This is a genomic window from Halobacillus sp. ABH2_015, assembly GCF_056158945.1.
In genome coordinates, this window is the sequence record NZ_JBSWUG010000002.1 from 3,082,453 (window position 1) to 3,108,199 (window position 25,747).

Sequence of the window (25,747 nt, forward strand, 5' to 3'; positions counted from 1 at the left end):
TCAGAGTTGTTTATTGCATTTGTTTTGATTTCTCAACGACTTCTTCGATGCGTCCAACTAGTCGGAAGGCATCCTCAGGAATATCATCATACTTACCGTCGAGGATTTCCTGGAAGCCTTTCACCGTTTCAGCAACAGGGACATAAGACCCTTGCTGTCCGGTGAACTGCTCGGCTACGTGGAAGTTCTGAGAAAGGAAGAACTGGACACGACGTGCACGGGACACGGTCTGTTTATCTTCATCAGAAAGCTCATCCATACCGAGGATCGCAATGATATCCTGAAGCTCTTTGTAACGCTGAAGCGTACGCTGAACTTCACGGGCTACATTGTAGTGCTCTTCTCCCACAATATCCGCATCAAGGGCGCGGGAAGTAGAAGCAAGCGGATCCACCGCCGGGTAGATTCCCTGCTCGGAAAGCTTACGCTCAAGGTTCGTCGTCGCATCAAGGTGGGCGAATGTTGTCGCAGGGGCCGGGTCTGTATAGTCATCGGCAGGAACATAAATCGCCTGGATGGACGTTACAGAACCTTTATCCGTTGATGTGATACGCTCCTGAAGCTGTCCCATTTCCGTTGCCAGCGTCGGCTGGTAACCTACGGCTGAAGGCATACGGCCAAGAAGGGCAGACACTTCAAGACCACCTTGTGTGAAGCGGAAGATATTATCAATGAAGAACAAGACGTCCTGTCCCTGCTCATCACGGAAGTACTCGGCCATTGTCAGTCCGGAAAGGGCTACACGCATACGTGCACCAGGCGGCTCGTTCATCTGTCCGAATACCATGGCTGTTTTCTTAATAACTCCGGAATCTGTCATTTCCCAGTAAAGGTCGTTTCCTTCACGGGTACGCTCTCCAACACCAGCGAAAACGGAGATACCGCCGTGCTCTTGAGCGATGTTGTTGATCAGTTCCTGAATCAATACGGTTTTCCCTACACCAGCTCCACCAAACAAGCCGATCTTACCACCTTTTACGTAAGGGGCAAGAAGGTCAACGACTTTAATTCCTGTTTCCAGAATCTCAGTCTCAGTGGCAAGGTTTTCAAACTTAGGAGCTTCACGGTGGATCGGATCACGGCGTACATCAGCTGGAAGCGGCTCATCTAAATCGATAGTTCCGCCCTCTACGTTAAATACACGACCGAGAGTTACTTCTCCGACAGGTACAGAAATCGGCTTACCGGCATCTGTTACTGACGTTCCACGCATGACACCATCCGTTGATGACATAGCAACGGTACGAACCGTATTGTCACCTAGGTGCAAGGCAACCTCTAAAGTAAGGTCGACGCTTTTTTCGTTTTCATTTTTCGCTTCGTAGCGAACGTGAAGCGCGTTATTAATATCTGGGAGATGTCCATCATCGAACGTTACGTCAACAACGGGTCCCATAATCTGGGTTACGCGTCCATTACTCATCGTTTTCCCTCCTAACTTACTTTTAAAAATCCGAGAGTTCCTACTCGAGGGCTGCGGCTCCGCCGACTATCTCGGTAATTTCCTGGGTTATCGCAGCCTGACGGGCACGGTTATAGGAGAGCGTCAGATCCCCGATGAGCTCATCGGCATTGTCTGTCGCACTCTTCATGGCTGTCATACGGGCTGCGTGCTCACTTGCTTTACTATCAAGAAGAGCCCCGTAAATTAAACTCTCAGCATACTGAGGAAGCAGTACTTCAAGAATTTCTTCCTGATTCGGCTCATATTCATAAGAGCTCCGGCCTGCTTTTCCTTCTGTATTCAAATCCGTCAATGGAAGAATTTTCTTCTCTGTCACTTCCTGAGTGATCGCACTGACGTAGTGATTATAGAAGATGTAGAGCTGATCAATCCGTTCGTCGGTATACAATTGAACGGTATTGGATGCAATGTCCTTAATGTCGGCAAAGTCCGGCTGATCGGACACGCCTGTAATATCCATATCGACAGGCATATTACGCTTACGGAAGAAATCACGTCCAATACGTCCGATTGTAATCAACGTATATTCATCAGCGGATGTATGCTTACTGCGGATCTGCTGGTAGACACGGCGCAGAATGCTGCTGTTAAAAGCACCTGCGAGTCCCCGGTCCGATGTGATGACAAGGTAACCGGTCTTCTTCACATCACGCGCTTCAAGCATTGGATGACTTGCGTCTCCACCACCCTGGGCGATGCTTGATACAACTTCCTCAATTTTTTCGCTGTACGGAACATAATTTCTAGCATTCTGTTCCGCACGGTTCATTTTAGAGGCAGAGACCATTTCCATCGCCTTTGTGATTTGTTTCGTCTTTTTGGTAGACGTAATCCGGCCTTTAATATCTCTAAGGGACGCCACGCTGTTTCACCACCCTTTCCTGCTATGATTCATTTATTCAGAAACGACGAATGTTTTCTTGAATTCATTCACAGCACCGCTCATATCATCGTCTTCCGCAAGCTTACCTGTTTCACGGATCTGATTCAGCAGTTCTTTGCGGTTGTTATCCAGCCAGTTGTGGAATTCCGCTTCAAAACGTGTGATGTCTTCGGTTGGAATTTCATCCAAGAAACCTTTTGTCAGGGCATAAATGATCATAACCTGCTTTTCAACTGCCAGTGGCTGGTGAAGACCCTGTTTGAGAACTTCTACCGTACGGGCACCGCGGTTCAGCTTCGCCTGTGTGGATTTATCCAGATCAGATCCGAACTGGGCGAAGGCCTCAAGTTCACGGAAGGAAGCAAGGTCAAGCCTTAAGGTACCGGCTACTTTCTTCATCGCTTTGATCTGTGCTGAACCACCTACACGGGATACGGACAAACCAGCGTTGATGGCTGGACGTACACCTGAGAAGAACAAGTCCGACTGAAGGAAAATCTGGCCATCCGTGATGGAGATAACGTTCGTCGGGATATACGCCGAAATATCACCGGCTTGAGTTTCAACGAAAGGAAGGGCTGTCAAAGAGCCGCCGCCTTTGGCATCACTAAGCTTAGCTGCACGCTCAAGCAGACGGGAGTGCAGATAGAAAACGTCTCCCGGGAATGCTTCACGACCCGGCGGGCGGCGAAGAAGCAGGGAAAGTTCACGATAAGCGGCTGCCTGCTTGGACAGGTCATCATAAACAACAAGAACGTGCTTGCCGTTGTACATGAAGTCCTCACCCATCGATACACCAGCATAAGGAGCAAGGTACAAGAGTGGTGCAGGCTGGGAAGCACTTGCTGTAACGACAATCGTGTAATCAAGAGCACCATGGCGGCGCAGTGTTTCTACTGTTCCGCGGACAGTGGATTCTTTTTGTCCGATGGCTACATAAATACAAACCATATCCTGGTCGTGCTGGTTAATGATCGCGTCGATCGCTACAGATGTTTTACCTGTCTGACGGTCTCCGATGATCAGCTCACGCTGGCCACGTCCAATAGGTACAAGGGCGTCAATCGCCTTGATTCCTGTTTGAAGCGGCTCATCTACGGATTTACGATCCATAACTCCTGGTGCAGGAGATTCGATTGGACGGGTTTTGCCAGTTTCAATCGGACCCAGACCATCGACCGGCTGGCCAAGCGGGTTGACGACACGGCCAAGCAGTTCCTCACCTACTGGAACCTGCATGATACGACCGGTACGGCGTACTTCATCGCCCTCTTTAATATCTGTATATGGTCCAAGAATGACAAGACCAACGTTACTTTCTTCCAAGTTCTGTGCCAGTCCCATGACACCGTTTGAGAATTCAACGAGCTCACCAGCCATGACATTATCAAGGCCATGTGCACGGGCAATACCGTCACCCACTTCGATAACAGTCCCCACATCATTGACTTCTATATCTGATTCATAGTTTTCAATCTGCTGTTTAATCAGCGCACTGATTTCTTCAGCTTTGATGCTCATGCGATTTCACCCCTATCATCTATTGTTCGTGGAAAGAAGCTTCCGTTCTATACGGCGCAGTTTTCCACTGACAGAACCATCAAAAATGCGATTCCCTACACGCAGGCGTATGCCGCCGATAATGGAAGGGTCTACGATATTTGTCAGGTTCAAGGATTGCTTCCCGACTTTCGGTGCAAAAGATTCAGATATACGCTGCTTTTCAGCTTCGGAAAGCTGACGAACAGAATAGACATCCGCATCTGCAATTCCTTTGGCATCATTCATCATCCGAATGTAATCCTGGATCATATCCAGAATAATATCCTCACGGTGTCTCTCTACCAAAAGTTTCAATAAGTTCACGATCTCTTCAGAGAAGGACTGAAAAGACTCGGCAATCATTGTTTTCTTTTGATCGATGGAGAAACGAGGGTGCTTAAGAAAAGAGATGATCTCTTCACTGCTTCGGAATACTTCTTTCAGCGTCTGCAGTTCCGTTTCAAACTTCTCCAGCTTGGATCTTTCCTGTCCCAGCTGAAAAAGAGCATCGGCATAACGGTGGGCAATGATCGACTGACTCATCGCTTCTCGCCTGCCTCATCGATATACTGGTTGATCAAAGCTTCCTGATCTTTTTCAGAAAGTTCTTTTTCAATCACTTTGGAGGCGATCATGACAGACATGCCTGCCACCTGATCTTTAAGAGCCTGTACGGCTTTTTCTTTCTCCTGCTCGATTTCCTGACGCGCTGATTCTTTCAGGCGCTCAGCTTCCGAACGTGCAGAATCGAGAATATCACGTTCCTGCTCTCCCGCCGTTTTGCGGGCATCTTCGATAATCTTCTGTGCATCCTGACGAGTGGCCTTCAGTTCATCTGAAGCTTCACGCTGCATACGGTGAGCTTCTTCACGGCTTTTTTCAGCCGTATTTATTTCATTGGCTACATAATCTTCACGATCTTTCATCATTTTCATCAATGGTCCCCACGCAAACTTCCCTAATAGGGCAAGAAGACCAAGGAAGAAAACAAGCTGAACGATCATATCACCGATTAACAGTCCTCCCTCAGCACCGAGGACCAGATTAGCTGCGAATCCTTGCACAGTTTTCACTCCTCTCCACACCAAATCATCACGAACGCTGCCTGTCCCCATCCAGTCCGGCTGAGGCTAGACAAGCGAAAAACCCGGCTTCCGCTGGCTGTACAGCTTCCGTCGAAGTTTTCCTCCTGTGACTTGCGGGTATAAAGTTTTCATAAAGTATAAAGGAAAGGCGAAGATCGATTGAGTTGAACTTCGCCATAAGCGTATATACTCGTCCTGATTATTGTCCCATTACGATGAATGCAATAACTACGCCGATGATAGGAATCGCCTCGACTAGTGCAACACCGATGAACATCGTTGTTTGAAGAGCACTGCGGAGTTCCGGCTGACGCGCGATACCTTCGACTGTACGACTTACGATTAGACCGTTACCAATACCAGCACCCAGTGCTGCTAAACCTACTGCAATTGCAGCTGCTAAAAGACCCATAATGAAAATCCTCCTCAATATTTTAAAAAAATTTGTTTATGATGCTTTATATCAATGATCTTCGCTCACTTTGTGAGACAAGTAGACCATCGTTAACATAACGAAAATAAACGCCTGGATGAAACCAATAAACGTACTAAAGCCCATCCACGCAACCATTGGTACCGTGGCACCAAGGAAACCGCCGACGCCTGTTGTTGCCAATCCAACCAATAAGCTCAACAGAATTTCACCAGCATAGATGTTCCCGTAAAGACGCAGACCAAGTGTCAGCGTGTTGGAGAACTCCTCAATAATCTTAAATGGCAATAAGAATGGCAGCGGACGGACAAAGCCTTTGGCATATTCCTTCCCGCCTCTCAATTTCACGCCATAATAGTGGGACAATACGACGACGAGCGTAGCCAGGGTTAATGTGATACCCGGATCGGCTGTCGGAGATTTCCACCAGAGAGTGTGTCCTACTACACCATTCGTGACGACCCCAAGCATGTTGGCCACAAATATGTAGGCAAATAATGTCAACCCAAGCGGCAGGAATAACCTACCTGTCCTCCAGTCCATGTTGGACCCTATGATCCCTTTAATGAAATCGATGAGCCATTCCATGAAGTTTTGGTAACCTTTAGGATAACGCTTCATGTTACGTGTTGCCGCTACGCCGAGGATAAAAACAATCAATGATGCGACAAACATCATCAGAACGTTTGATAAGTTAAAATCCAGCCAACCAATACCAAACGCATCCTCATAAATCGGTGCTTCATGATTCAAACTGTTCACCTGCCTTCCATCATGCTATACTGTTGATTTATTGAACAGATAATCTATCAAAATGACAATGTAGGCTGTCATTAAGCCCAGAACTACAGAAATTAAATGGAAATATTCTTCATATTGAAGGGCGATGACTGCAGCTAAAGCGCCGGAAGCCAGTCGCGTAAATGTGCCAATCCCTCTTACGGAGCGGTTGTCTGAGGAAGCTTCTCCTAATTTGCGGATCTTTCTCTGCATGAGCCAGAGGTTGTAGTAGCTCAATGCACTTCCAAGCAGAAGTCCAAGAAAAATTGGCTGCCAAGGGGTAATCCCCCAACCAAGTACAAATAATGCCAGAAGGTAGAACATCCATTTTCGCTGACGGGTAATCATCTGATGATATCCTTGCATGTTAATCGTCTCCCGTATACGTCCGTACTAAATGAATGGTTCCATATGTACCTGCACCTAACCCAAGGAATAATCCAATGATTAAGAATGTGGGTTCAGTGGAATAGTGACTGTCCACCCATTTCCCTAAAAAAACACCTGCGAGCGGACCGCCTGCAAGCTGGGAAAGGATACTGCTGGTCAGCGCCATCGCTTTAAAAGGAGGGTCGTATTTTTTCAATCATTTCCTTCCCTTCCACTTTCAGGATGGCATCTGCAAGTCACCTATGAAAACCTTATCATTCCACACTATGTAAGAATACAATAGGGGTGGTTTCATGTCAATGTGTTTGTGATTAAAAATACAAAGGATTGACACCGTTCGATCACATTTCCGTCACAATTGTGACACAATCTTCCTGCATATAAATAACCATGATTCCAAGGCCACGGATAAGCACCACAGAACCTCGTTCTGTGGTGCTTTTTTATCGGTTCCCTTCTATATATACTGGAAAGGCATAGCTGGCCTTCTCCCTTCCATGCACAATTTCCACCACTGCTGTATACATCCCTGCCAGTTCCTGATTACGGACAGAGACTTCACCTTCCACCATGCCGGCTTCCTGTTCCTCCAGCTCCACGAGGGTGGCTGTCCACATCATCGTCCCCGCACGATACAGGTCAATAACAATACTATCCACAGGATCCGAAAGGTGAAAACGGTAGTCGGCCTTTTCCCCAGCCGGCCACCTTTGGGTGAACTCAAATCCGGAAACCCATTCATAGGTCGATTTCTGATTCACGTACATATAAGGAACATTGTAAGACACACCGCCTGCTTGAAAGGACACGTACCCTTCCTGCACACCCTCGTCCAGGAAGGATCCATTCAACCCAAGTCCTATGCTTACTTCCTTTGTTTCATTTCCTTCAAGGCGGAACGGCAGTGGCAGTTCCCATGTCTCCCCCTGTTTTCTTTCCGGTTGTTGAAACCGGACCTCTACGGATTCGTCAGTTCGGTTTTCCAAGGTTAATGCAAGGTTTTTCCGCTCCAGCCGTCCCTCAACTTTTCCAATAACCATGTCCTCCTGATGAAAAAGAAGGGGTGGTTGAAGAGCTTCCGTCATATTGAATACCCCGGCTCCCTGTTCCGTCGGGAGAAATGTCTCTCCTTTTCCCTCCATCACATCCGCTGTACTAACCAACGCACTTTTGATCTCTTTCGGCGTCCAGTCCGGATGTGCTTCTTTCAACAAGGCCGCCGCACCGGCAATGTGCGGGGCAGCCATACTCGTGCCCTGCAGGGGTGTGTAGCCGCCCGGGACTGTACTCCACACGGCTACACCGGGTGCCAGGAGATCAGGTTTGACCTCCCAGTTTGTTGTGACAGGTCCCCGTGAACTGAATGGCGCCACCTGCTCATCCTCCGCAAGCATGACGGTTTCGACCCATTGATTCTGCTCGACGGCCTTTTCCTTCAGCCACAGCCCTTCCTTCTTCGTCAGCGAGGCTGCCGGAATTGGAATCCTGCTTCCATTCAGCCCGCCACTGAATGAACCCTCTTCATGATTGTAGATGAGCACAGCCTCCGCTCCCGCTTGATACGCCTTTAAGGCTTTTTCGAAAAAAGGCAGCCCTCCACGCTCAAACAAGACGATATGCCCGCGGGCATCAGAAACCTCTGTCTCCCCTGTCCCTGCAAAAACGACCGGGTACTTTTTTTCCAACGACCAGGGAACAGAGCCTGAAAGTGTCTGGATGTGTATGCGCTCTTTTTCACCAGGGATCTTCAGGGCTGGGACTTTCGTTTTCATAGAGGAGGCCCCGACGGTTACGGCAAGGCTGGAAGTGGCCGGTGAACCGACTGTCCACGCATCCGGACCTGAATTCCCTGCGGCAGCTACTACGACAGCTCCCATTTCCACGGCTTTGTTGACAGCATGCGTCGTTGGCCAATCCGGCCCGTTCACATCATTCCCCAGTGAAAGGTTGATGACGTCCATGCCATCTTCCACAGCTTCTTCCAGTGCGGCGATGACCTGGACCGATGTCCCCATCCCCCCTGGACCGAGTGCTCGATACGCATACAGATCAGCATCAGGGGCCATCCCCTTCATCTCCCCATCCGCAGCAATGACTCCGGCAACATGCGTGCCGTGGATCGTCGCACCCTCTCCTTCTGTTTCCATTGGATCATCATCAAAGTCCACGGTGTCGCAGCCTCCCTGATAATTTTTCGTTAAATCAGGGTGGGTGTAGTCCACACCGGTATCAATCACCCCCACTTTCACGCCCTTCCCTGTATAGGAAGTCTGCATCTCGTTACGGAGCGTGTGTGTGGAGTAGGGGATTTCATCTGTGGCGAGGGCCTGATACTGGGTAACAGCGTGCTGATTCCTGACCGTTTCCATCCTCGCTGCTTGTTCAAGTTCATTCACCCGGCCCTTCACGGCTGCGGCATTCAACAGCGTGTCATATCGGGCGACCACTTCAAGCCTCGGAAACCTCCGCTCCAGCTCATCAACAAACTCTGCCACAGGCTGTTCCACTTCTATGATGATGGTGACCTCTTCATCCGGCTCGGGAGCACGAAAGCCTGAAACCATCAGAAAGACAGATATTATGGGAACCAAAAGTTTCATAACGGTGCGCTCCTTTTTAGGATAGCTTCTGCCAGTAGAGAACGATTATACTTCCATAAAAAAAGCTGAGCTCGAATGAGCTCAGCTTTTAGAGAAACCTTTTTTCTAGTGACTCCAAAGGATCGATCACCAATAATTGGTTATGGATAGGATCTTTCCCACGCAAGCAGCTGTAACGCAGGCTGTACTGTTCTTTTGCAATAGCGAAGGAGCTACGCTCAACGTTCTCTTTTATCATAGGATAAAGCTGTCTCCCCACAGGCATCGGCACGAGGAGCGTTCGGTGGTGACGCCTGCGGGAACAGCGCGAGCCGAAGATCCACTTGGTCCCATGGTTTTCTTGACCAAGTTAGCTGAGGCCGTGCCCGCGGCAAGCATCCACCGATAAGCGGAACGTGCCCTCTCAACATGACATACGGACAACTCTAACTGGTTATGATGAACTTTTTCTACAGACTGAAAGCTGAGCTCGAATGAGCTCAGCTTCCTTTTTATTCGTCAATTTCAAAAGCTGCCGGCTTTTCCTGCCTGCGGCCGAAATAATATTGGATGGCTTCTGCAATACGCGCAGATGCTTGTCCATCTCCATAAGGGTTGGACGCCTTCGCCATCTGTTCATGCTTCTCATCCTCAGATAGAAGCTCATGAGCAAGGTGGAAAATGTGGTCTTCATCTGTCCCGGCGAGTTTTAACGTACCTGCTTCAATCCCCTCTGGACGTTCGGTCGTATCACGCAGAACAAGGACAGGTACACCGAGAGACGGTGCCTCTTCCTGCACGCCGCCGGAATCAGTCAGAATCAAATGCGCACGGGAAGCAAAGTTATGAAAGTCGATGACGTCGAGTGGATCGATCAATTTAATCCGGTCATCATTACCAAGAATGCTGTCCGCCGTTTCTTTAACCACTGGATTCAGGTGAACTGGATAGACAACTTCAATATCGTCGTGTTCCTGAACGAGGCGCTTAATCGCTCTGAACATCTGTTCCATATTGTTACCGAGGTTTTCCCTGCGGTGCGCCGTCATTAACACAAGACGCTTGGAACCCACTTCATCCAGTACAGCCGATTGATAATCATCCCGGACAGTCGTCTGCAGGGCATCGATGGCCGTATTTCCGGTTACGAAAATATGGTCCTCTGATTTATTCTCAGCGATCAGGTTATCCCTGGACTTGTTCGTCGGAGCAAAATGAAGATCTGCCATGACCCCTGTCAGCTGCCTGTTCATTTCTTCCGGGAACGGAGAGTACTTATTCCACGTGCGGAGTCCAGCCTCCACGTGCCCGACAGGAATCTGGTTGTAATAGGCCGCAAGGGAAGCAGCGAATGTCGTGGTCGTATCTCCGTGCACCAAAACAACATCCGGCTTCGTCTCCTTCATGACGTTGTCCAGACCTTCCAGCGCCCTCGTCGTTACCTGGGCCAGTGTCTGTCGATCTTTCATAATATCCAGATCAAAATCAGGAGTGATATCAAAAATCGTGAGCACCTGATCCAGCATTTCACGGTGCTGAGCGGTGACTGTTACAATCGGCTCAAACTGGTCACTGCGTTTTTTCAATTCCAATACAAGCGGAGCCATTTTGATGGCTTCCGGCCTCGTACCAAAAATGGTCATTACTTTAATTCGCTCTGCCATGGTGCTGCCTCCTTCTGTTGAGGAATAGTAGCCGTACGTTTACTTAGTGCCATATAGGCGGTCACCGGCATCTCCGAGACCAGGGACAATATAGCCTTTTTCATTCAGTTTTTCATCAAGGGCTGCCAGGTAGATATCAACATCCGGGTGCTCTGCCTGAACAGCTTCTACACCTTCAGGCGCCGCTACAAGGCACATCAGGCGGATTTGGCGTGCTCCACGTTTCTTCAAGGAGTGGATTGCTTCATTGGCAGATCCGCCTGTGGCCAGCATCGGATCGATGACAATCAGTTCACGTTCTTCGATATCACTTGGAAGTTTGACATAATACTCCACCGGCTTCAGCGTCTCAGGATCACGATAAAGTCCAACGTGACCGATTTTCGCAGCTGGAATCAGTTGTATAATTCCATCCACCATACCCAAGCCTGCACGTAAAATAGGAACAAGGCCGATTTTCTTCCCTGTCAGCACTTTCGCTCTGGCCTGTTCCACGACAGGCGTATCGATTTCCACTTCTTCCAATGGAAGATCACGCGTGATTTCAAAAGCCATAAGAGCAGCTACTTCATCCACGAGCTCACGAAAGTCTTTCGTCCCCGTCTCTTTTTTACGTATGTAGGTCAACTTATGTTGAATCAAAGGGTGATCCAGTACATAAACGTTTGCCATTGCCATTCACTCCTTCTCAAAATTTACATCCTTTAAATTGTACTGAAAAAGCCTCTCTCCTGCAACCCGGATTTCATTTCGATTTCCTTACAAAATGTTAATTTCCTTCATGAACAGCAGAAAAGAATCATTCACAGATGGATGGAAAAGGAAAAGAATCCATAAAGAAAGAGCTCCCTGTGTACAGGCAGCTCTTTCTTTATAAGCTTTTTTCTTTCTTGCCGCCAGGAGCGAAAGCCCCTTCCCTTTCCGCAGACGAGGAGCTTATCGGCGGCGATGCCCGCGGCATTCATCCATCGATATGCGGAAAGTGGCCCTTCACACGACTAATGGACAACTCTATATTGGAAGGCTTTTTGTGTCAGATGGATGAATAATTTAACGTCTGGTATAGAGGGAAGCGGGAAGTAAGAGCACGAACGCGCTTCTCTGCTTCTTTCATTTTCTCTTCGTCTTCATGGTGGTCAAGCGTGAAGGCAATCAGATCTGCGATTTCTTCCATTTCCGCTTCCTGGAAGCCGCGGCTTGTAACGGCAGCTGTCCCGATCCGGATGCCGCTCGTAACGAAAGGACTCTCGGGGTCAAACGGAATGGCATTTTTGTTCGTTGTCAGTCCGATGGCGTCCAAGGATTTCTCAACGACTTTCCCGGTTAACTCCTTGCTTCTTAAGTCCAGTAACAGCAGATGATTGTCCGTTCCGCCGGAAACAATATCCACTCCTTTATTTACAAGAGCCTCTCCAAGATGCTTCGCATTAGCGATCACCTGGCGGGAATACTGTTTGAATTCAGGCTGCAGCGCTTCTTTAAAGGAGACCGCCTTCGCTGCGATGATGTGCATAAGCGGGCCGCCCTGCATACCAGGGAAGACGTTCTTATCAATTTTCTTCGCAAACTCTTTTTCACAGAGGATCATTCCACCACGAGGACCACGGAGTGTCTTGTGGGTCGTTGTTGTTACAAACTGGGCATGAGGGACAGGGTTTGGATGAAGGCCGGATGCTACAAGTCCTGCAATGTGAGCCATATCCACCATCAGGTAGGCACCCACTTCATCAGCAATCTCCCGGAATTTTGCAAAATCGATTTCTCTCGGATAGGCACTGGCACCCGCAACAATCAGCTTCGGCTGCACTTCTTTGGCTTTCGCGAGCACAGCGTCATAATCAATTTTCTGATCGTTTTCATCAACGCCGTACTCCTCAAAGTTGTACAGTTTCCCACTGAAGTTCACTGGACTGCCGTGTGTTAAGTGACCGCCATGGCTGAGGTTCATGCCGAGTACAGTATCGCCGTGGTCCAATACTGTAAAGTAAACAGCCATATTTGCCTGGGCTCCGGAGTGAGGCTGTACGTTTACGTGCTCCGCTCCAAACAATTCCTTGGCACGATCGCGCGCAAGATTTTCCACGACGTCTACGTGCTCACAGCCGCCGTAGTACCGGCGCCCTGGGTACCCTTCTGCATATTTGTTGGTGAGTACAGAACCCATGGCTTCCATTACGGCTTCAGAAACAAAGTTTTCAGAGGCAATCAGCTCAATATTATCCTGTTGGCGTTGTCTTTCATTCTCCATCGCGGCAAAGATTTCTGCATCTGCTGTTTTTACATGATTCATCGTATTTCGTTCCCCTTTCATGGCTCTTAGTCACAAAACGATCCTTCTGTATCCCTTTCATACACCGCCCGTGCTCCCCCGATGAGCGGAGGACGGGTTTTAGCTGCTGTCATATGGGCATGCCCCACTGTTTTCTGCTTCAATCGGACAGGAACAGCCACCCGCTTCAAATGCATGCCGATCAGCGTGTCTCCGATATCGAGACCTCCCGCTGCCTGTACAGCTTCAACAAGGACTGGATCCTTCAAATGCTTAAAGGCATAGGAAGCCATCGATCCTCCCGCCTCCGGAACAGGAACAGCCGCTACTTCCTGCAGCCGTTCACGCTCAAGCACGGAGCGTTCCACCACCAGAGCCCTGTTCAAATGTTCACAACATTGAAAAGCCAGGTCGACACCGTCGACAGACTGAATGCTCAGCAAAGCATGAAAAACAGATTCAGCGATCGCCTCGCTGCCGGATGTGCCGATACGTTCCCCGGCAATTTCACTGGTCGAACAACCGACTACAAACAATCCCTTCTGCAGAATATCGGATTCAAGCAGTTCATCTATCAGCTGCTTCATATCATTCTCCACATGATTCCATTGCGCCATTTCCCCGCACCTCCTTTGTTAAGTACCCGGAACACCGGTAACACAGGCTTTATGATAAAAAAGGAGAAGCTGATTCTGCTCCTCCTTTTTATCGCAGCGAAAGCTGTAAGACCTCCGCATTTCTATATCCCATTGTATTACTTATTTTCATATTCGGCAATCTTACTTACACGTCTTTCGTGACGACCAGCCTCGAAATCTGTAGATACCCACGTTCTGGCAATTTCCCTCGCCAGGCCGGGTCCGATGACGCGCTCTCCCATGCACAGGACATTAGAGTCATTATGTTCACGTGTGACCTTTGCCGTAAATAAATCATGCACCAGGGCAGCTCGGATACCTTTCACTTTGTTTGCGGAAATGGACATCCCGATACCCGTCCCGCAGATTAAAATGGCTTTATCAAATTCACCGGCTGCTACGCGCTCCGCTGCCGGTATCGCATAATCCGGATAATCCACCGATCCTTCACAATCACATCCGGCATCCTCAAACGCCACGTCCAGTTCTGTCAGGACCTCTGCTACTTCTCTACGCAAATTCACACCGCCGTGATCGGAGGCAAGAATGACTTTCATTTACGCACACTCCCCTCTTCTACATTCCACTATATCGTGCCAGTTTCCTATAGGACTGTCAATGAATAGAAAGAAGGGAAATCCTTATGTACACACGCCCCCCGAAGGGGTCCGTTTTTTATGACTGCTCATCCTTCAGCTTGTCCACGAGAACATCGATGTGCCGGCTGAGTTCATCCCTGGTCCTCCGATAGACATTCAGGCTTCCTCCGAACGGATCCGTAATATTCACATCCGGGAGCTGTTTTTCCAACCGTTCAATCCGGCTGATTTCATCGTCCAGCTCTTCACGGAGTCTGGATTCGAGTTCTTCATCATTGAGGTGATGGTATTTGGCGAGCAGGCTTGTCCGCTTTTCTTCAAAATGGCTGTACAGTTCCTTCAATTCCCCCCACTGATTCTCATCAATGAGCACGTACTCCTTCAGGGTGAAGAACTTCTCCTGATGGTCAGGATACTGAATTGCAAGCGTCTGCTTATGGCGGTCTGTCATTGTCAGAACAAGGTCTGCCCATTCAAGGGTTTCAGCTGAAACGGGGCTTGTCTGATGGTTCAGTGACAGGTCGATTTCACGTAGAACGAGGCTGGAGTTTTCCGCGAGCGGTTCTCCTTTTCCGGCAAAAATACCGGCAGAACGCACCTTGTCCTGATCGTATTTTGATTTGAGAAGCGCTTCTGCCATCGGACTTCGGCATGTATTACCTGTACATACAAATAAGATATTCATTTCCAATTTCTCCTCATATAGAATCCGTTTTATTCCATCATATCACAGAGGATTCTCTTCCTGAAAGAATGCTCAAAATATAGCATAGAGGCCGAGGGCACACAGGATACTGCCTCCCAGGAGCTCGCTGTAAATCCCCAGGAAAGCTCCAGCCCTTCTTCCTATAAGAAAGCCCGTCCACGTCAACAGCATACTGAACAGGCCGAAAGAGGCAATCGTCATCACCACATCCGCCTCCCGCAGCCCCAGACTGAAGCCCACAGGAAAGCTGTCGATACTAACACTTAATGCAAACAGCCAGAAACCGACCCCGCTGAGACGATAGGAGACCGCGTGTTTTTCCGTAAACGAGGCAAACACAGTGTAGGCACCAAGACCGAACAGCATAAAGCCTCCAGCCATTTCAGCCCACTCGCTCGCGCCGGCAGACAACCACTGTCCGAGAAGCATTCCCAGTCCAGGCATGAAAATATGAAAAAGCCCGATGGCGATCCCTGTCAGCAGGACATATCTCATACGCACCGCCTGCATCCCTATTCCTAACGACACAGAGAAAGCATCCAGCCCCAAAGCGATGGAAAGCAGCAGCAGTGAAGATAATTGTTCCAACGAAAAACCCCCTCCCCGGACATGCTGTATCATCGTATGCGCGGGGAGGGGGAGCTATGTCATTGGTCTTTGACCTTTTTCTCAGCAGCTTTATTCAAACGGTTCATCACAGCAGCACCCACCCCGGTTTCAGGGAAGGATTCGCACAAAATAACATCAACATCTGCTTCCTTGAATTCACGAAGAGCACCATACAAACCTTCCGCCACTTCTGAAAGGCGGCGGCGGGATCCACAGCGGATGATACGGTCGTGATCCAGGGAATCCGCCAGTTCCCGGCTTGCAATAATCCCGATCCGTTCTCCACGGGATTTACACGCAGCCAGCGTTTCAGCAAAAAAGGAATCGTCCCCTTCCACAAGCCAGAGTGGCGCTTCCGGTGCATAATGCTTATATTTCATACCGGGAGACTTCGGAGCTTCGGCGCTGCCGGCCAAAGCCGGGTCCACGGCAACGCGTGGAAGCACGGTCTCTAAATCTTCCTTCGTCACTCCCCCGGGGCGTAAAATGACCGGAATCCCGGCAGTAATATCCAGCACCGTTGATTCCAGACCGACTCCTGTCGGTCCGCCATCAAGGATACCGGCAATCCGCTCATTCAGATCCTGATAGACGTGGGCAGCGGTCGTAGGGCTCGGACGGCCGGAGCGATTGGCACTCGGAGCGGCCAGCGGTGTATCGGCCGCCTCCAAAAGAGCCAGGGCCAATGGATGATCCGGCATACGGACAGCGACCGTCGACAATCCAGCCGTCACATTTTCCGCTGCGGATCCATTGCTTTGAACAATCAAGGTGAGCGGTCCCGGCCAGAAAGCATCCATAAGTTCAGCTGCTACCGGAGGAATTTCCACGGCCAGACTTTCCACCTGGGCGCGGTCCGATACATGGACAATCAAAGGATTATCTGAAGGACGTCCTTTGGCTTCAAAAATTTTCTGGACGGCTTTTTTGTTGGTTGCATCAGCACCCAGTCCATATACCGTTTCCGTCGGAAAAGCTACCACCTGCTGATTCAGAAGCAGCTCCGCCGCTTCCTTGACAGCTTCATCGTTTTTTTGTGGATGATTCAATCTTTTCCACATCTTCGTTTGCATACACATGGTCCGTACTCCTTTGTTCTAGGTAAATATCTACATATATTATGATGAATTCTACAATATATCGCAAATTTAGACATTATTCACAAGATGTCCTCAAGTTATCCACAAAAATACCCACATATCCAAAGAATCCGTTAGTAACTTGGAAGATAAATCCACCACTGTGCACAGGTTATCAACAACAAAAAGGCCAATTGTGAATAAGTTCCTTAGTTATTCACAATTTCGCATGTGACCCTTCATATATCCACAATCTTTTTTCGACATCCTCCAGACGGAAACCCTGATGCTGTAAAAGAAGGTCCAGCGTTTGGGAATGACTCTCCACGTGAAGCGGTCCCAGGTTCTTATCTTGCACATAAACCTGGATCAGCTCAAAAATCTGCAGGATTGTCCCAGGCGTCACCGCAGCCTGCACATGCAGTTTCTCCATTTTCCGACCGGCGGACACAGGCGTCAGACAAAAAGAGCCTACAACCTTATTCTCCTTAACCAACTGGAAGTTTTGATCGTCTATTTGTTTAATAAACATGATAGAATCCACCCCTTTGATTCACTCTATGAAAAAAGGGGTGGATTCTATGCTAGGAAAATAGACTTTCCCATATCTCTACAACGAAAAACTTCACTTCTTTTTCTTCCTTCTCTTCCTTCACATCTTCCTCATTGTCCGAAGGTGTTTCTTCAGCTTCAGCTACACTTGTGCCGTTTGAAAAATCAAGGAAGCATAAAGGAGGAAACAACACACACCACCAGTTGTCGCCAGTCCCTCTTCCAAGCGTAATCAACACCGCTTCATACTCTCCGGCTGGATAAATATAAGACCCGTAAAGCTTTGTTGGAAACTGGACGTTTTCCCCGTAATCCACCGTATAGGAGGAACGTTCCCCCTCGGCTTTCAACGTCTCTTCAACGATGACTTCCAATTCAGGCAGCCGGGCTTCAATTAACTGCCTGGCGGATTCTACAGATGTGAGGTCCTTCACCCATTCAGTAATTTCAGCATTCACTTGGTCGCGCACCTTCCGTTTGATACGCTGATCCTCCCCGTCATTGCTGTCTGCAAGAATCCGGAGACGAATCGCTTCATCCGGGATGACTTGATAATCTATGCCGGCTTCTGAGCGCTGCCCCCACGGCAGAACGGTCATAAGAATAATTAAACTGAATAATAGCAGTACACTGTTTTTCATCGTCCTCTTCCTCCCTGTCCCTTACTAGTTGCTAGTATGGGCAGGGAGGAAATATCTTAAACCATTGACCTATGAATCTATTAAAAAAACCAGATTTTTATTCTGTTTTCCTCCGGCTTGCAAAAACCATCCGGTCCCGTCCGTTGATATCTGTTCTGACCTCGGCCTGGAAGCCGGGCAGCAGTTGTTCAATCATAGACAAGACTTGTTCTCCCTGAAGCCATCCAATTTCAAAGGCGAGGAGAAGAGGCTTCTGTTCCGCATGCGCGACCTGAGTGAGAATACGCTTGTAGGCGGCCAGGCCTTCTTCTTCTGCAAATAACGCCAGAGAAGGATCAAAATCAAGAACGGTATCATCCATCAACGCTTTTTCTTCTTCAGAAATATAAGGAGGGTTTGAAATGAGAATATCAAATGGTTCATGCTGTACAGGGGATAGGAAATCACCCTGGTAAAACTGGATATCCACCTCGTGGCGACGCGCATTGGCCGCTGCCACTCTCAGGGCTGCCTCGGAAATATCCACAGCAGTCACATCACTTCCCGGTATTTCCAATGAAGCTGTAATGGCAATGATCCCGCTTCCTGTTCCAAGATCCACAATCTTTGGCGATGCTATTTTTTCGGCACGTGCCCATTCCATGACACCAAGGACAAGTTCTTCCGTTTCCGGGCGTGGGATGAGAACATCCGGCGTCACGTGGAACTCCCGGCCAAAAAAGGAAGCAGAACCAAGCAGATGCTGAACGGGCTCTCCGGTCTCCGCATGCGCCCGGACAGCATTGATGAAGTTCTTTTTCACTTCCTCATTCAGTGGTTCATCTTCATAGGCAAGCATTTTCGAAAAGCTCCATCCCAGATATCCTTCGAGTAAAAGCTGCGCGGCCTGGGTCTCTCTGTCATGCTCCTGCAAAAAAAGAGAAGCCCAGCGGCGGGCTTCCCGAATCGTCGTAAAAGTAGGCTGCATACTATTCACCAAGCTGTTCCATTTTTTTCGTCTGCTCTTCGATCAACAGGGCATCAATGATTTCATCCATGTTTCCCTGAAGAATCTGGTCAAGCTTCTGTAACGTCAAACCGATGCGGTGATCCGTCACACGTGTTTGCGGGAAGTTATACGTACGGATACGCTCGGAGCGGTCTCCTGTACCTACAGCAGATTTACGGTTTTCATCGTATTCTGCTTGTGCTTCCTGTTGGAATTTATCATAAACACGAGCACGAAGAACTTTCATCGCCTTCTCTTTGTTCTTGATTTGTGATTTTTCATCCTGACAAGATACAACAGTTCCTGTTGGTTCGTGAGTCAGACGTACGGCGGACATGGTCGTGTTGACACTTTGCCCTCCTGGACCACTTGAAGCAAACGTATCGACTCGGATATCTTTATCGTGCAACTCTACTTCGACTTCTTCTGCTTCAGGCATAACTACGACAGTCGCGGTAGAAGTATGAATACGTCCGCCTGATTCCGTTTCAGGTACACGCTGCACGCGGTGAGCGCCGTTCTCGAACTTCAGCTTGGAAAAGGCCATGTTTCCGGACACCATAAAGATAATTTCTTTATAACCGCCGACATCACTTGCATTTGCTTCAATGACTTCTGTCTTCCACCCCTGAGCCTCTGCATAGCGTGCGTACATGCGGTAAAGGTCACCAGCAAATAGAGCCGCTTCATCCCCACCGGCTGCGCCGCGCACTTCCATGATAACGTTCTTGTCATCGTTCGGGTCTTTCGGAAGCATAAGGACTTTCAAGCGCTCTTCAAGATCTTGTTTGCGTGTGGAAAGTTCATGAATTTCTTCTTTGACCATTTCCACCATATCCGCATCCATTTTGTCGTCAAGCATCGCTTTTGCATCATCCAGCTGCTCGGTCACTTCTTTATATTCACGATAGGCAGTCACGGTATCCTGCAATCCGGACTGTTCTTTGGAATACTCGCGCAGTTTATTCGTATCAGAAATTATTTCAGGATCACTAAGTAATTCATTCAATTTTTCATAACGATCTTCTAATGTTTGTAAACGTTCGATCAATGGTATGCACCTCTTTCTCCATAACAGTCTAATTATATTATAGAGCGCCTGGAGATACAACAACCCCGGAAAACCACCAAACAAAACCGGCACCAATACGGGGCCGGTCCACAGACGTCACTTTATTTTGACATGGATATCATAACGGGGGACTGCTTTGTAAACCGCTTCACCAACCTGGTCTTTCCACTCTTCCCGTTCTTCCTCTGACATGTCCTCTTCACCAGCTATATCAACGGTCACCCAAACCTGGTCCGCCTCCATGATGACACGTTTAACCGCCACCCCTTCCAGCTGCTGGGCGGCTGTCTTGATCAACTCGCGATCCTGTTTCAGTCCCCATGTGTGACCGACTTTATTTACGGATCGCGGGTTCTCATCTTCCATGGTCACTTCATTGTTCATTCCCATATTCTCTACATCGTCACGGCTCGTCTGCCCCTGATATTTTTCCACTTGTGTCCCACAGCCGGCAGCAAGCAGGCACAGCACAGCGGCTGGTATCAATACGTGCTGTTTCAAGGTATCACCTCTTATCCTTTTAGGCCTAGTATGACCAGAAGAGGTGAGGGTATGTAATAAGGTTCCGTGCAGCTTTCAACATGCTGAAACAAGCAGGACATCGATGGCCTGCTGTTACACAAGTTTCCTTAACCGGCGGGGGTCCTCCTGAATGTGATATTCCAGCTCTTCACACAATTCCGCATAATCAAGGCACATCTTATATGTCCTGCCGGATCGGCTGTCCCCGAGTTTCAGACACTCGTCGGCACAGGAACGGCACACTTCCGCACACGATTGAGCTAAATCGCGGCTCAAAGGACTGTTTTTTCGAACCACTTCCACCGCATATTTATAGGCGTTCATGGATTCTTCCAACAAATTGGATTTCTCCATAAGATATGCGCTTGTTTTCATTTTTTCCACTCCTTTTCCGAGGGATAAAGAAGATAGGAATCCTCTGCTTTTCCATAGAATACCACATCCACGCCGATGAAAAACCTTCGTCAGCACATCGAAGCACACCCAGTCCGTTTTAAGCATAAAGCTCTGTTAAAATCTGTTGTTGATATTTTAAACGATTACTAAATCGTTTCCGTCTGGAATCAGGGGTCCGGTCCGCTATTTACTCAGAGCATGGGTTGGCAGGGAAAACCGTCCGCTTTCCGCGGGGAACGAAGTTTGAGGAAGCTCACGATACCCCGTGGAAAGGGAGTCATTCCCAAGGCCGCCTCCTACAAATCCCATAACAGAAAGGGGTGATCTGAGCTCACATGTTACATAACAACACCAAGCAATAACAGAGCCAAGCATAAAAAAACAGCCGGCACCAAGACCGGCTGTTTTTAAAACAGGTTACTCCGCATAAGCGGCTTTTATTTCCTTCTGCCTGGGTTTGTTCGGCACTTCATGATGATGACGGCAGCGCGGCTCGTAGGATTCTGACGCTCCCACCAGAATAACCGGATCGTCATAAGAGGCCGGTTCCCCATCAATCAAACGCTGCGTACGGCTTGCGGGCGATCCGCAGACCGGGCAGATCGCGTTCAATTTTGTCACACTTTCACTCAGAGCCATCAGCTCAGGCATCTTACCGAAAGGTTCTCCCCTGAAGTCCGTATCCAAACCAGCGACGATGACGCGTATGCCTTTGTCTGCGAGGCATTCGACTACTTCTACGATATGTTCGTCAAAAAACTGTACTTCGTCAATCCCTACAACATCCATCTCATCCGTGACCTGCTGCAGAATATCCAAAGAGTTTTTTACCGGCCGCGCCGTCACTGAAGTCCCATTATGGGAAACTACAGCATCTTCCTTATAACGGTCATCGATCGCAGGTTTGTACACGCGCACATTCAAGTTTCCAAAGGTTGCCCGTCTTACCCTGCGGATCAGCTCTTCTGATTTTCCACTGAACATGCTTCCGCAGATCAGTTCAACCCATCCGCTCTGTTTCATCACATACACGTCCACTGTCGCTCCCTTCTCCATCAATCAAGCTCAATCCAGCAAAATTGTTTCGTTTATCCTGTATCTCATCAAAAAAGAGCTTCCTCGGCAGCCCCGGATCCCACCGCGGCTCAAACACCAAGGACAGCTCCCTAATATTCATACTTCCCCGGGAAGCAGCTGTTCAGTCTTTTGAACCTCTTTTCCCGCATTTTTTTGACAAAAAAACAGGCAAACCTTTGAGACAATTTGCCTGTTTTTGTTCAAAATGATGATGTCCCCTTCCGTAGAAGGTGGATCATAATTATGAAAGGTTATATTTCTTCTTGAAGCGATCCACACGGCCGCCAGCTTTGTCAGCTTTCTGCTTACCTGTGTAGAACGGGTGAGACGCAGAACTAATCTCTACACGGATCAATGGGTAAGTGTTTCCATCTTCCCACTCGATCGTTTCTTCAGAAGTCTTAGTAGATCCTGTTAGAAACTTGAAATTAGAACTTGTGTCTAGGAATACGACTTTACGGTATTCTGGATGAATTCCTGCTTTCATGTTCTTCCACTCCTTTTTGCCCTGAATCCTTGAGAGACAGAGTTATTGTAAGAGCCGTCGAAGGTTCAACATACACCTTGTACTGAAACTCACATAGAAAGATTATAACAGGGGGGAGACCCCAATGCAACAACCAGTTTTTATGAATGGTCAGAGAAGGTGTTGTTTCCACCCACAGGCCCGCCAAAAGCCCGGCGGAGGGATCAGCGGCGCGCCGGTGAAGCTTTGCCTTTCATATCCTTGTCCATCAGATCGAAAAATTCGTCGTTGTTTTTCGACGCACGGAGTCGACGGAGGAACCGGTCAGCAAAATCATGGGAATCGGACATCGTTTTCCGGATGGCCCAGACTTTATCCAGCTGGGTCTGCGGAAGAAGAAGCTCTTCTTTCCTCGTACCGGACCTTACAATATCAATAGCAGGGAAAATCCGGCGTTCTGCCAGACTGCGGTCAAGATGCAGCTCCATGTTCCCTGTGCCCTTGAACTCTTCATAAATGACATCATCCATCCGGGAGCCTGTATCAACAAGCGCCGTGGCTAGAATCGTCAGACTTCCACCTTCTTCAATATTCCGTGCAGCGCCGAAGAAACGCTTCGGACGATGGAAGGCAGCCGGGTCAATACCACCGGATAATGTCCGGCCACTTGGCGGGATGACCAGGTTGTACGCCCGGGCAAGACGGGTGATGCTGTCCATCAGCACAATCACATCACGCTTGTGTTCCACAAGGCGCATCGCCCTTTCCAGTACCAGCTCCGACACTTTGATATGGTTTTCCGGGACTTCATCAAAGGTCGAACTGACGACATCCACATCCGGGGCAACGGACCGTTCGATATCCGTCACCTCTTCCGGACGCTCATCGACTAACAGAATAATCAGCTTTGCATCGGGGTGATTGGTGGAAATACTGTTTGCCATCTGCTTCAGCAGCATCGTTTTCCCTGCTTTAGGAGGAGCAACAATTAAGCCACGCTGTCCATAACCCACGGGAGCCATCAAATCCATAATTCTTGTGGAAAGCTTTTTCGTTTCCGTCTCCAGTTTCATATGTCTGTCAGGATAAAGCGGTGTCAATGCCGGGAAGTGGACACGCTCCTTGGCGGAATCCGGGTCCTCCCCGTTGACCGCATCTACGTGAAGCAGCCCATAATATCTTTCGTTTTCTTTCGGCGGACGGACTTTTCCGGACACCTTATCCCCGTTACGCAGGTCAAAACGACGGATCTGGGAGGCAGAAATATAAATGTCCTCTGCACTTGGAGAATAATTAATCGGACGCAGGAAACCGAAGCCTTCAGAAGGAATGATTTCCAGAATGCCATCCATAAACAAAAAGCCGTCTTTTTCTGCCTGAGCTTTCAGAATGGCAAAAATCAATTCACGCTTCGTCAGCTTTGCATAATAAGAAACTTTATACTGCCTGGCTTTTGTATAAAGGTCCTTTAAGGTCAATGTTTCTAAATTGGAGATTGTTAAATCTGCCACGTAATCACCACTCTTTTCATTTCTTATCGCTTGGATACACGTACCTGTCCCACTAAAGGACCGGGCGTTCATGGGTCACCATCTGCATCAATAGGCCCTTTCCGACCCTGAACCCAATCAAGGTATGGATGGACCCAATTTATAGGTTCTTGGAATTAAATGTGAACGGAGTCAACGACTTCTCAAAGTGAATACTTGCAAAGAAGAAAAAGGAGAAGTTAAGTGAAGTAAAAAAAAGAAGCCTAAAGAAGCAAGTGACATGATCCTTCTAACTCATAAACAACATTCATTGTACTCCTGTCACTCAAGAGTTTCAATGTTATTTTTTCAGAAGATGCTGTGAGGATAGGAAAAGGAAAAGGAAGCCGCCATTTCCGGCTCCCTCTTCCTCTCCTTCCCACCCACAGCGCGTACGACACACGGGAGGCGGTTCTCCTGCAGTCCCTCTGGAGAATAACGCCCCAGGTGAAAACTTAAGAGTTTTGGAACTGTTCGATTTCCTCTTCCGACATTTCCTCATACCAGACGTCGGCGCCCAGATCAATCAGCTTATTGGTTATATTTTCATACCCTCGTTCGATATGATCTACTCCGGTGATTTCTGTAATTCCATCTGCCATTAAACCGGCAATCACTAGAGCGGCACCAGCTCTTAGATCGGTGGCTTTCACCTTCGCGCCCTGAAGCTTGGAAGGACCGGTCACAATCGCTGATCCCCCCTCCACTTTTATGGAGGCATTCATTCGTCTGAGCTCATCCACGTGCTTGAAGCGGGCCTGATAGATCGTATCGGTGACAACACCCGTCCCTTGTGTCTGTGTAAGCAGGGAAGTGAACGGCTGTTGAAGGTCTGTCGCAAACCCTGGATAAACGAGTGTCTTGATATCCACACTTCTTAGTTGTTTCCCGGGACGTACGTACAGCTGCTCATCATTTTCTTCAATGGTCACGCCCATTTCCCTGAGCTTGGCAAGCAGGGACTCGAGATGCTGGGGAATGACGTTATCAATGACCATCCCGTCTCCCTGGGCTGCTGCCATAATGGTGTAGGTACCGGCCTCAATCCGGTCGGGGATAATCGTATGCAGACATCCCTGCAGTTCCTGCACCCCTTCGATGCGGATGACATCTGTACCCGCACCTTTGATTTTGGCGCCCATGCTCGTCAACAGGGTGGCCACATCAATGATTTCCGGCTCTTTTGCGGCATTTTCAATGACGGTTTTCCCTTTTGCCCTGACGGCAGCAAGCATAATATTGATAGTCGCTCCAACACTGACTACATCGAGATAAATACGTGCGCCTCGAAGTTCTTTCGCTCTTAGATAAATGGCGCCCTGTTCGTTCGTCACTTCCGCCCCAAGAGCCTCGAAACCCTTGATGTGCTGGTCGATCGGACGCGGGCCCAGGTGACAGCCGCCGGGAAGCCCGATGACCGCTTTATTGAAACGGCCGAGCATAGCTCCCATGAAATAATAGGAAGCCCGAAGTTTTTTCACCTTCCCGTTCGGGAGCGGCATGTCCACCATATTGGACGGATCGATATGTACGGTTCTGCCTTCCTTTGCCACCGTGCCACCGATCTCTTCCAGAAGATCAGCCAAAATACCAACATCCGATATATCCGGCAGGCCTTCAATCGTTACAGGGGATTCAGCTAAAATCGCAGCTGGAAGAAGAGCAACCGCACTGTTTTTGGCGCCGCTCACCCTTACCTGTCCCCGCAGCGGGGCCCCGCCTTTTACTAATAGTTTACGCATGGAAAACTCCTCGCTTTAAAGGTCAAGATTTTCACTTATTA

Annotated in this window: 28 protein-coding genes; all 28 read right to left on the minus strand. The window is 48.7% G+C overall.

Features of this window, described 5'->3' with window-relative positions; all coding sequences use genetic code 11:
• Positions 1 to 10: 10 nt before the first annotated feature.
• The gene (gene atpD / locus ACXAD6_RS16075; protein ID WP_474969750.1) at positions 11 to 1,423 is read right to left on the minus strand and encodes a F0F1 ATP synthase subunit beta; all 1,413 of its coding nucleotides are present in this window, start codon (positions 1,421 to 1,423) and stop codon (positions 11 to 13) included.
• Positions 1,424 to 1,463: 40 nt separating this feature from the next.
• Positions 1,464 to 2,327: a F0F1 ATP synthase subunit gamma gene (locus ACXAD6_RS16080; protein WP_027954734.1), complete on the minus strand. Its 864-nt coding sequence runs from the start codon at positions 2,325 to 2,327 to the stop codon at positions 1,464 to 1,466.
• Between the two features lie 33 nt (positions 2,328 to 2,360).
• On the minus strand, positions 2,361 to 3,869 hold the full coding sequence (gene atpA, locus ACXAD6_RS16085; RefSeq protein ID WP_474969751.1) for a F0F1 ATP synthase subunit alpha: 1,509 nt from the start codon (positions 3,867 to 3,869) through the stop codon (positions 2,361 to 2,363).
• Positions 3,870 to 3,884: 15 nt separating this feature from the next.
• Entirely contained in the window at positions 3,885 to 4,433 is a 549-nt protein-coding gene (locus tag ACXAD6_RS16090; protein WP_027954732.1) for a F0F1 ATP synthase subunit delta, read from the minus strand.
• Positions 4,430 to 4,954, minus strand: a complete 525-nt coding sequence (gene atpF / locus ACXAD6_RS16095) for a F0F1 ATP synthase subunit B (protein ID WP_474969752.1) — start codon at positions 4,952 to 4,954, stop codon at positions 4,430 to 4,432. The genes ACXAD6_RS16090 and atpF overlap by 4 nt, the downstream gene beginning before the upstream one ends.
• 220 nt (positions 4,955 to 5,174) lie before the next feature.
• Positions 5,175 to 5,387: a F0F1 ATP synthase subunit C gene (gene atpE / locus ACXAD6_RS16100; RefSeq protein WP_014644824.1), complete on the minus strand. Its 213-nt coding sequence runs from the start codon at positions 5,385 to 5,387 to the stop codon at positions 5,175 to 5,177.
• A 51-nt stretch (positions 5,388 to 5,438) separates the two neighbouring features.
• On the minus strand, positions 5,439 to 6,161 hold the full coding sequence (gene atpB, locus ACXAD6_RS16105) for a F0F1 ATP synthase subunit A (RefSeq protein ID WP_474970443.1): 723 nt from the start codon (positions 6,159 to 6,161) through the stop codon (positions 5,439 to 5,441).
• Positions 6,162 to 6,185: 24 nt separating this feature from the next.
• Positions 6,186 to 6,554: an ATP synthase subunit I gene (locus ACXAD6_RS16110; RefSeq protein WP_027954729.1), complete on the minus strand. Its 369-nt coding sequence runs from the start codon at positions 6,552 to 6,554 to the stop codon at positions 6,186 to 6,188.
• A 1-nt stretch (position 6,555) separates the two neighbouring features.
• On the minus strand, positions 6,556 to 6,774 hold the full coding sequence (locus ACXAD6_RS16115; RefSeq protein ID WP_027954728.1) for an AtpZ/AtpI family protein: 219 nt from the start codon (positions 6,772 to 6,774) through the stop codon (positions 6,556 to 6,558).
• Positions 6,775 to 7,021: 247 nt separating this feature from the next.
• Positions 7,022 to 9,178, minus strand: a complete 2,157-nt coding sequence (locus ACXAD6_RS16120) for a S8 family serine peptidase (RefSeq protein ID WP_474969753.1) — start codon at positions 9,176 to 9,178, stop codon at positions 7,022 to 7,024.
• A 491-nt stretch (positions 9,179 to 9,669) separates the two neighbouring features.
• Positions 9,670 to 10,821, minus strand: a complete 1,152-nt coding sequence (wecB, locus tag ACXAD6_RS16125) for a non-hydrolyzing UDP-N-acetylglucosamine 2-epimerase (protein WP_474969754.1) — start codon at positions 10,819 to 10,821, stop codon at positions 9,670 to 9,672.
• Between the two features lie 39 nt (positions 10,822 to 10,860).
• Positions 10,861 to 11,493, minus strand: a complete 633-nt coding sequence (upp, locus tag ACXAD6_RS16130; protein WP_027954725.1) for a uracil phosphoribosyltransferase — start codon at positions 11,491 to 11,493, stop codon at positions 10,861 to 10,863.
• Positions 11,494 to 11,854: 361 nt separating this feature from the next.
• Positions 11,855 to 13,111, minus strand: coding sequence for a serine hydroxymethyltransferase (gene glyA / locus ACXAD6_RS16135; RefSeq protein ID WP_474969755.1), 1,257 nt, complete (start codon positions 13,109 to 13,111; stop codon positions 11,855 to 11,857).
• 26 nt (positions 13,112 to 13,137) lie between these two features.
• Positions 13,138 to 13,707, minus strand: a complete 570-nt coding sequence (locus ACXAD6_RS16140) for a TIGR01440 family protein (RefSeq protein ID WP_474969756.1) — start codon at positions 13,705 to 13,707, stop codon at positions 13,138 to 13,140.
• 137 nt (positions 13,708 to 13,844) lie between these two features.
• Complete coding sequence (gene rpiB / locus ACXAD6_RS16145) at positions 13,845 to 14,285, minus strand: ribose 5-phosphate isomerase B (RefSeq protein ID WP_474969757.1); 441 nt, start codon at positions 14,283 to 14,285, stop codon at positions 13,845 to 13,847.
• A 118-nt stretch (positions 14,286 to 14,403) separates the two neighbouring features.
• Positions 14,404 to 15,012 carry a low molecular weight protein arginine phosphatase gene (locus tag ACXAD6_RS16150; RefSeq protein WP_474969758.1) on the minus strand — a complete coding sequence of 203 codons (609 nt, stop codon included), beginning with the start codon at positions 15,010 to 15,012 and terminating at the stop codon, positions 14,404 to 14,406.
• 72 nt (positions 15,013 to 15,084) lie between these two features.
• The gene (locus tag ACXAD6_RS16155; RefSeq protein WP_474969759.1) at positions 15,085 to 15,621 is read right to left on the minus strand and encodes a manganese efflux pump MntP; all 537 of its coding nucleotides are present in this window, start codon (positions 15,619 to 15,621) and stop codon (positions 15,085 to 15,087) included.
• Between the two features lie 59 nt (positions 15,622 to 15,680).
• Positions 15,681 to 16,715 (minus strand): L-threonylcarbamoyladenylate synthase, encoded by a 1,035-nt coding sequence (locus ACXAD6_RS16160; RefSeq protein WP_474970444.1) that lies wholly within the window; start codon positions 16,713 to 16,715, stop codon positions 15,681 to 15,683.
• Positions 16,716 to 16,938: 223 nt separating this feature from the next.
• On the minus strand, positions 16,939 to 17,253 hold the full coding sequence (locus ACXAD6_RS16165) for a hypothetical protein (protein WP_474969760.1): 315 nt from the start codon (positions 17,251 to 17,253) through the stop codon (positions 16,939 to 16,941).
• Between the two features lie 52 nt (positions 17,254 to 17,305).
• Positions 17,306 to 17,914 (minus strand): stage II sporulation protein R, encoded by a 609-nt coding sequence (gene spoIIR, locus ACXAD6_RS16170; RefSeq protein ID WP_474969761.1) that lies wholly within the window; start codon positions 17,912 to 17,914, stop codon positions 17,306 to 17,308.
• A gap of 97 nt (positions 17,915 to 18,011) precedes the next feature.
• Entirely contained in the window at positions 18,012 to 18,881 is an 870-nt protein-coding gene (gene prmC / locus ACXAD6_RS16175; RefSeq protein WP_474969762.1) for a peptide chain release factor N(5)-glutamine methyltransferase, read from the minus strand.
• 1 nt (position 18,882) lies between these two features.
• Positions 18,883 to 19,953 (minus strand): peptide chain release factor 1, encoded by a 1,071-nt coding sequence (gene prfA / locus ACXAD6_RS16180; protein WP_027954715.1) that lies wholly within the window; start codon positions 19,951 to 19,953, stop codon positions 18,883 to 18,885.
• A gap of 117 nt (positions 19,954 to 20,070) precedes the next feature.
• The gene (locus ACXAD6_RS16185) at positions 20,071 to 20,475 is read right to left on the minus strand and encodes a hypothetical protein (RefSeq protein WP_474969763.1); all 405 of its coding nucleotides are present in this window, start codon (positions 20,473 to 20,475) and stop codon (positions 20,071 to 20,073) included.
• A 114-nt stretch (positions 20,476 to 20,589) separates the two neighbouring features.
• Positions 20,590 to 20,871, minus strand: a complete 282-nt coding sequence (locus tag ACXAD6_RS16190; RefSeq protein ID WP_474969764.1) for a four-helix bundle copper-binding protein — start codon at positions 20,869 to 20,871, stop codon at positions 20,590 to 20,592.
• Between the two features lie 438 nt (positions 20,872 to 21,309).
• Positions 21,310 to 21,924, minus strand: a complete 615-nt coding sequence (locus ACXAD6_RS16195; RefSeq protein WP_474970445.1) for a thymidine kinase — start codon at positions 21,922 to 21,924, stop codon at positions 21,310 to 21,312.
• A gap of 286 nt (positions 21,925 to 22,210) precedes the next feature.
• Positions 22,211 to 22,456 carry a type B 50S ribosomal protein L31 gene (locus ACXAD6_RS16200; protein WP_008632303.1) on the minus strand — a complete coding sequence of 82 codons (246 nt, stop codon included), beginning with the start codon at positions 22,454 to 22,456 and terminating at the stop codon, positions 22,211 to 22,213.
• Between the two features lie 203 nt (positions 22,457 to 22,659).
• Positions 22,660 to 23,946 (minus strand): transcription termination factor Rho, encoded by a 1,287-nt coding sequence (rho, locus tag ACXAD6_RS16205; protein ID WP_474969765.1) that lies wholly within the window; start codon positions 23,944 to 23,946, stop codon positions 22,660 to 22,662.
• 473 nt (positions 23,947 to 24,419) lie between these two features.
• Positions 24,420 to 25,706, minus strand: coding sequence for a UDP-N-acetylglucosamine 1-carboxyvinyltransferase (locus ACXAD6_RS16210; RefSeq protein WP_027954709.1), 1,287 nt, complete (start codon positions 25,704 to 25,706; stop codon positions 24,420 to 24,422).
• Between the last annotated feature and the right edge of the window lie 41 nt (positions 25,707 to 25,747).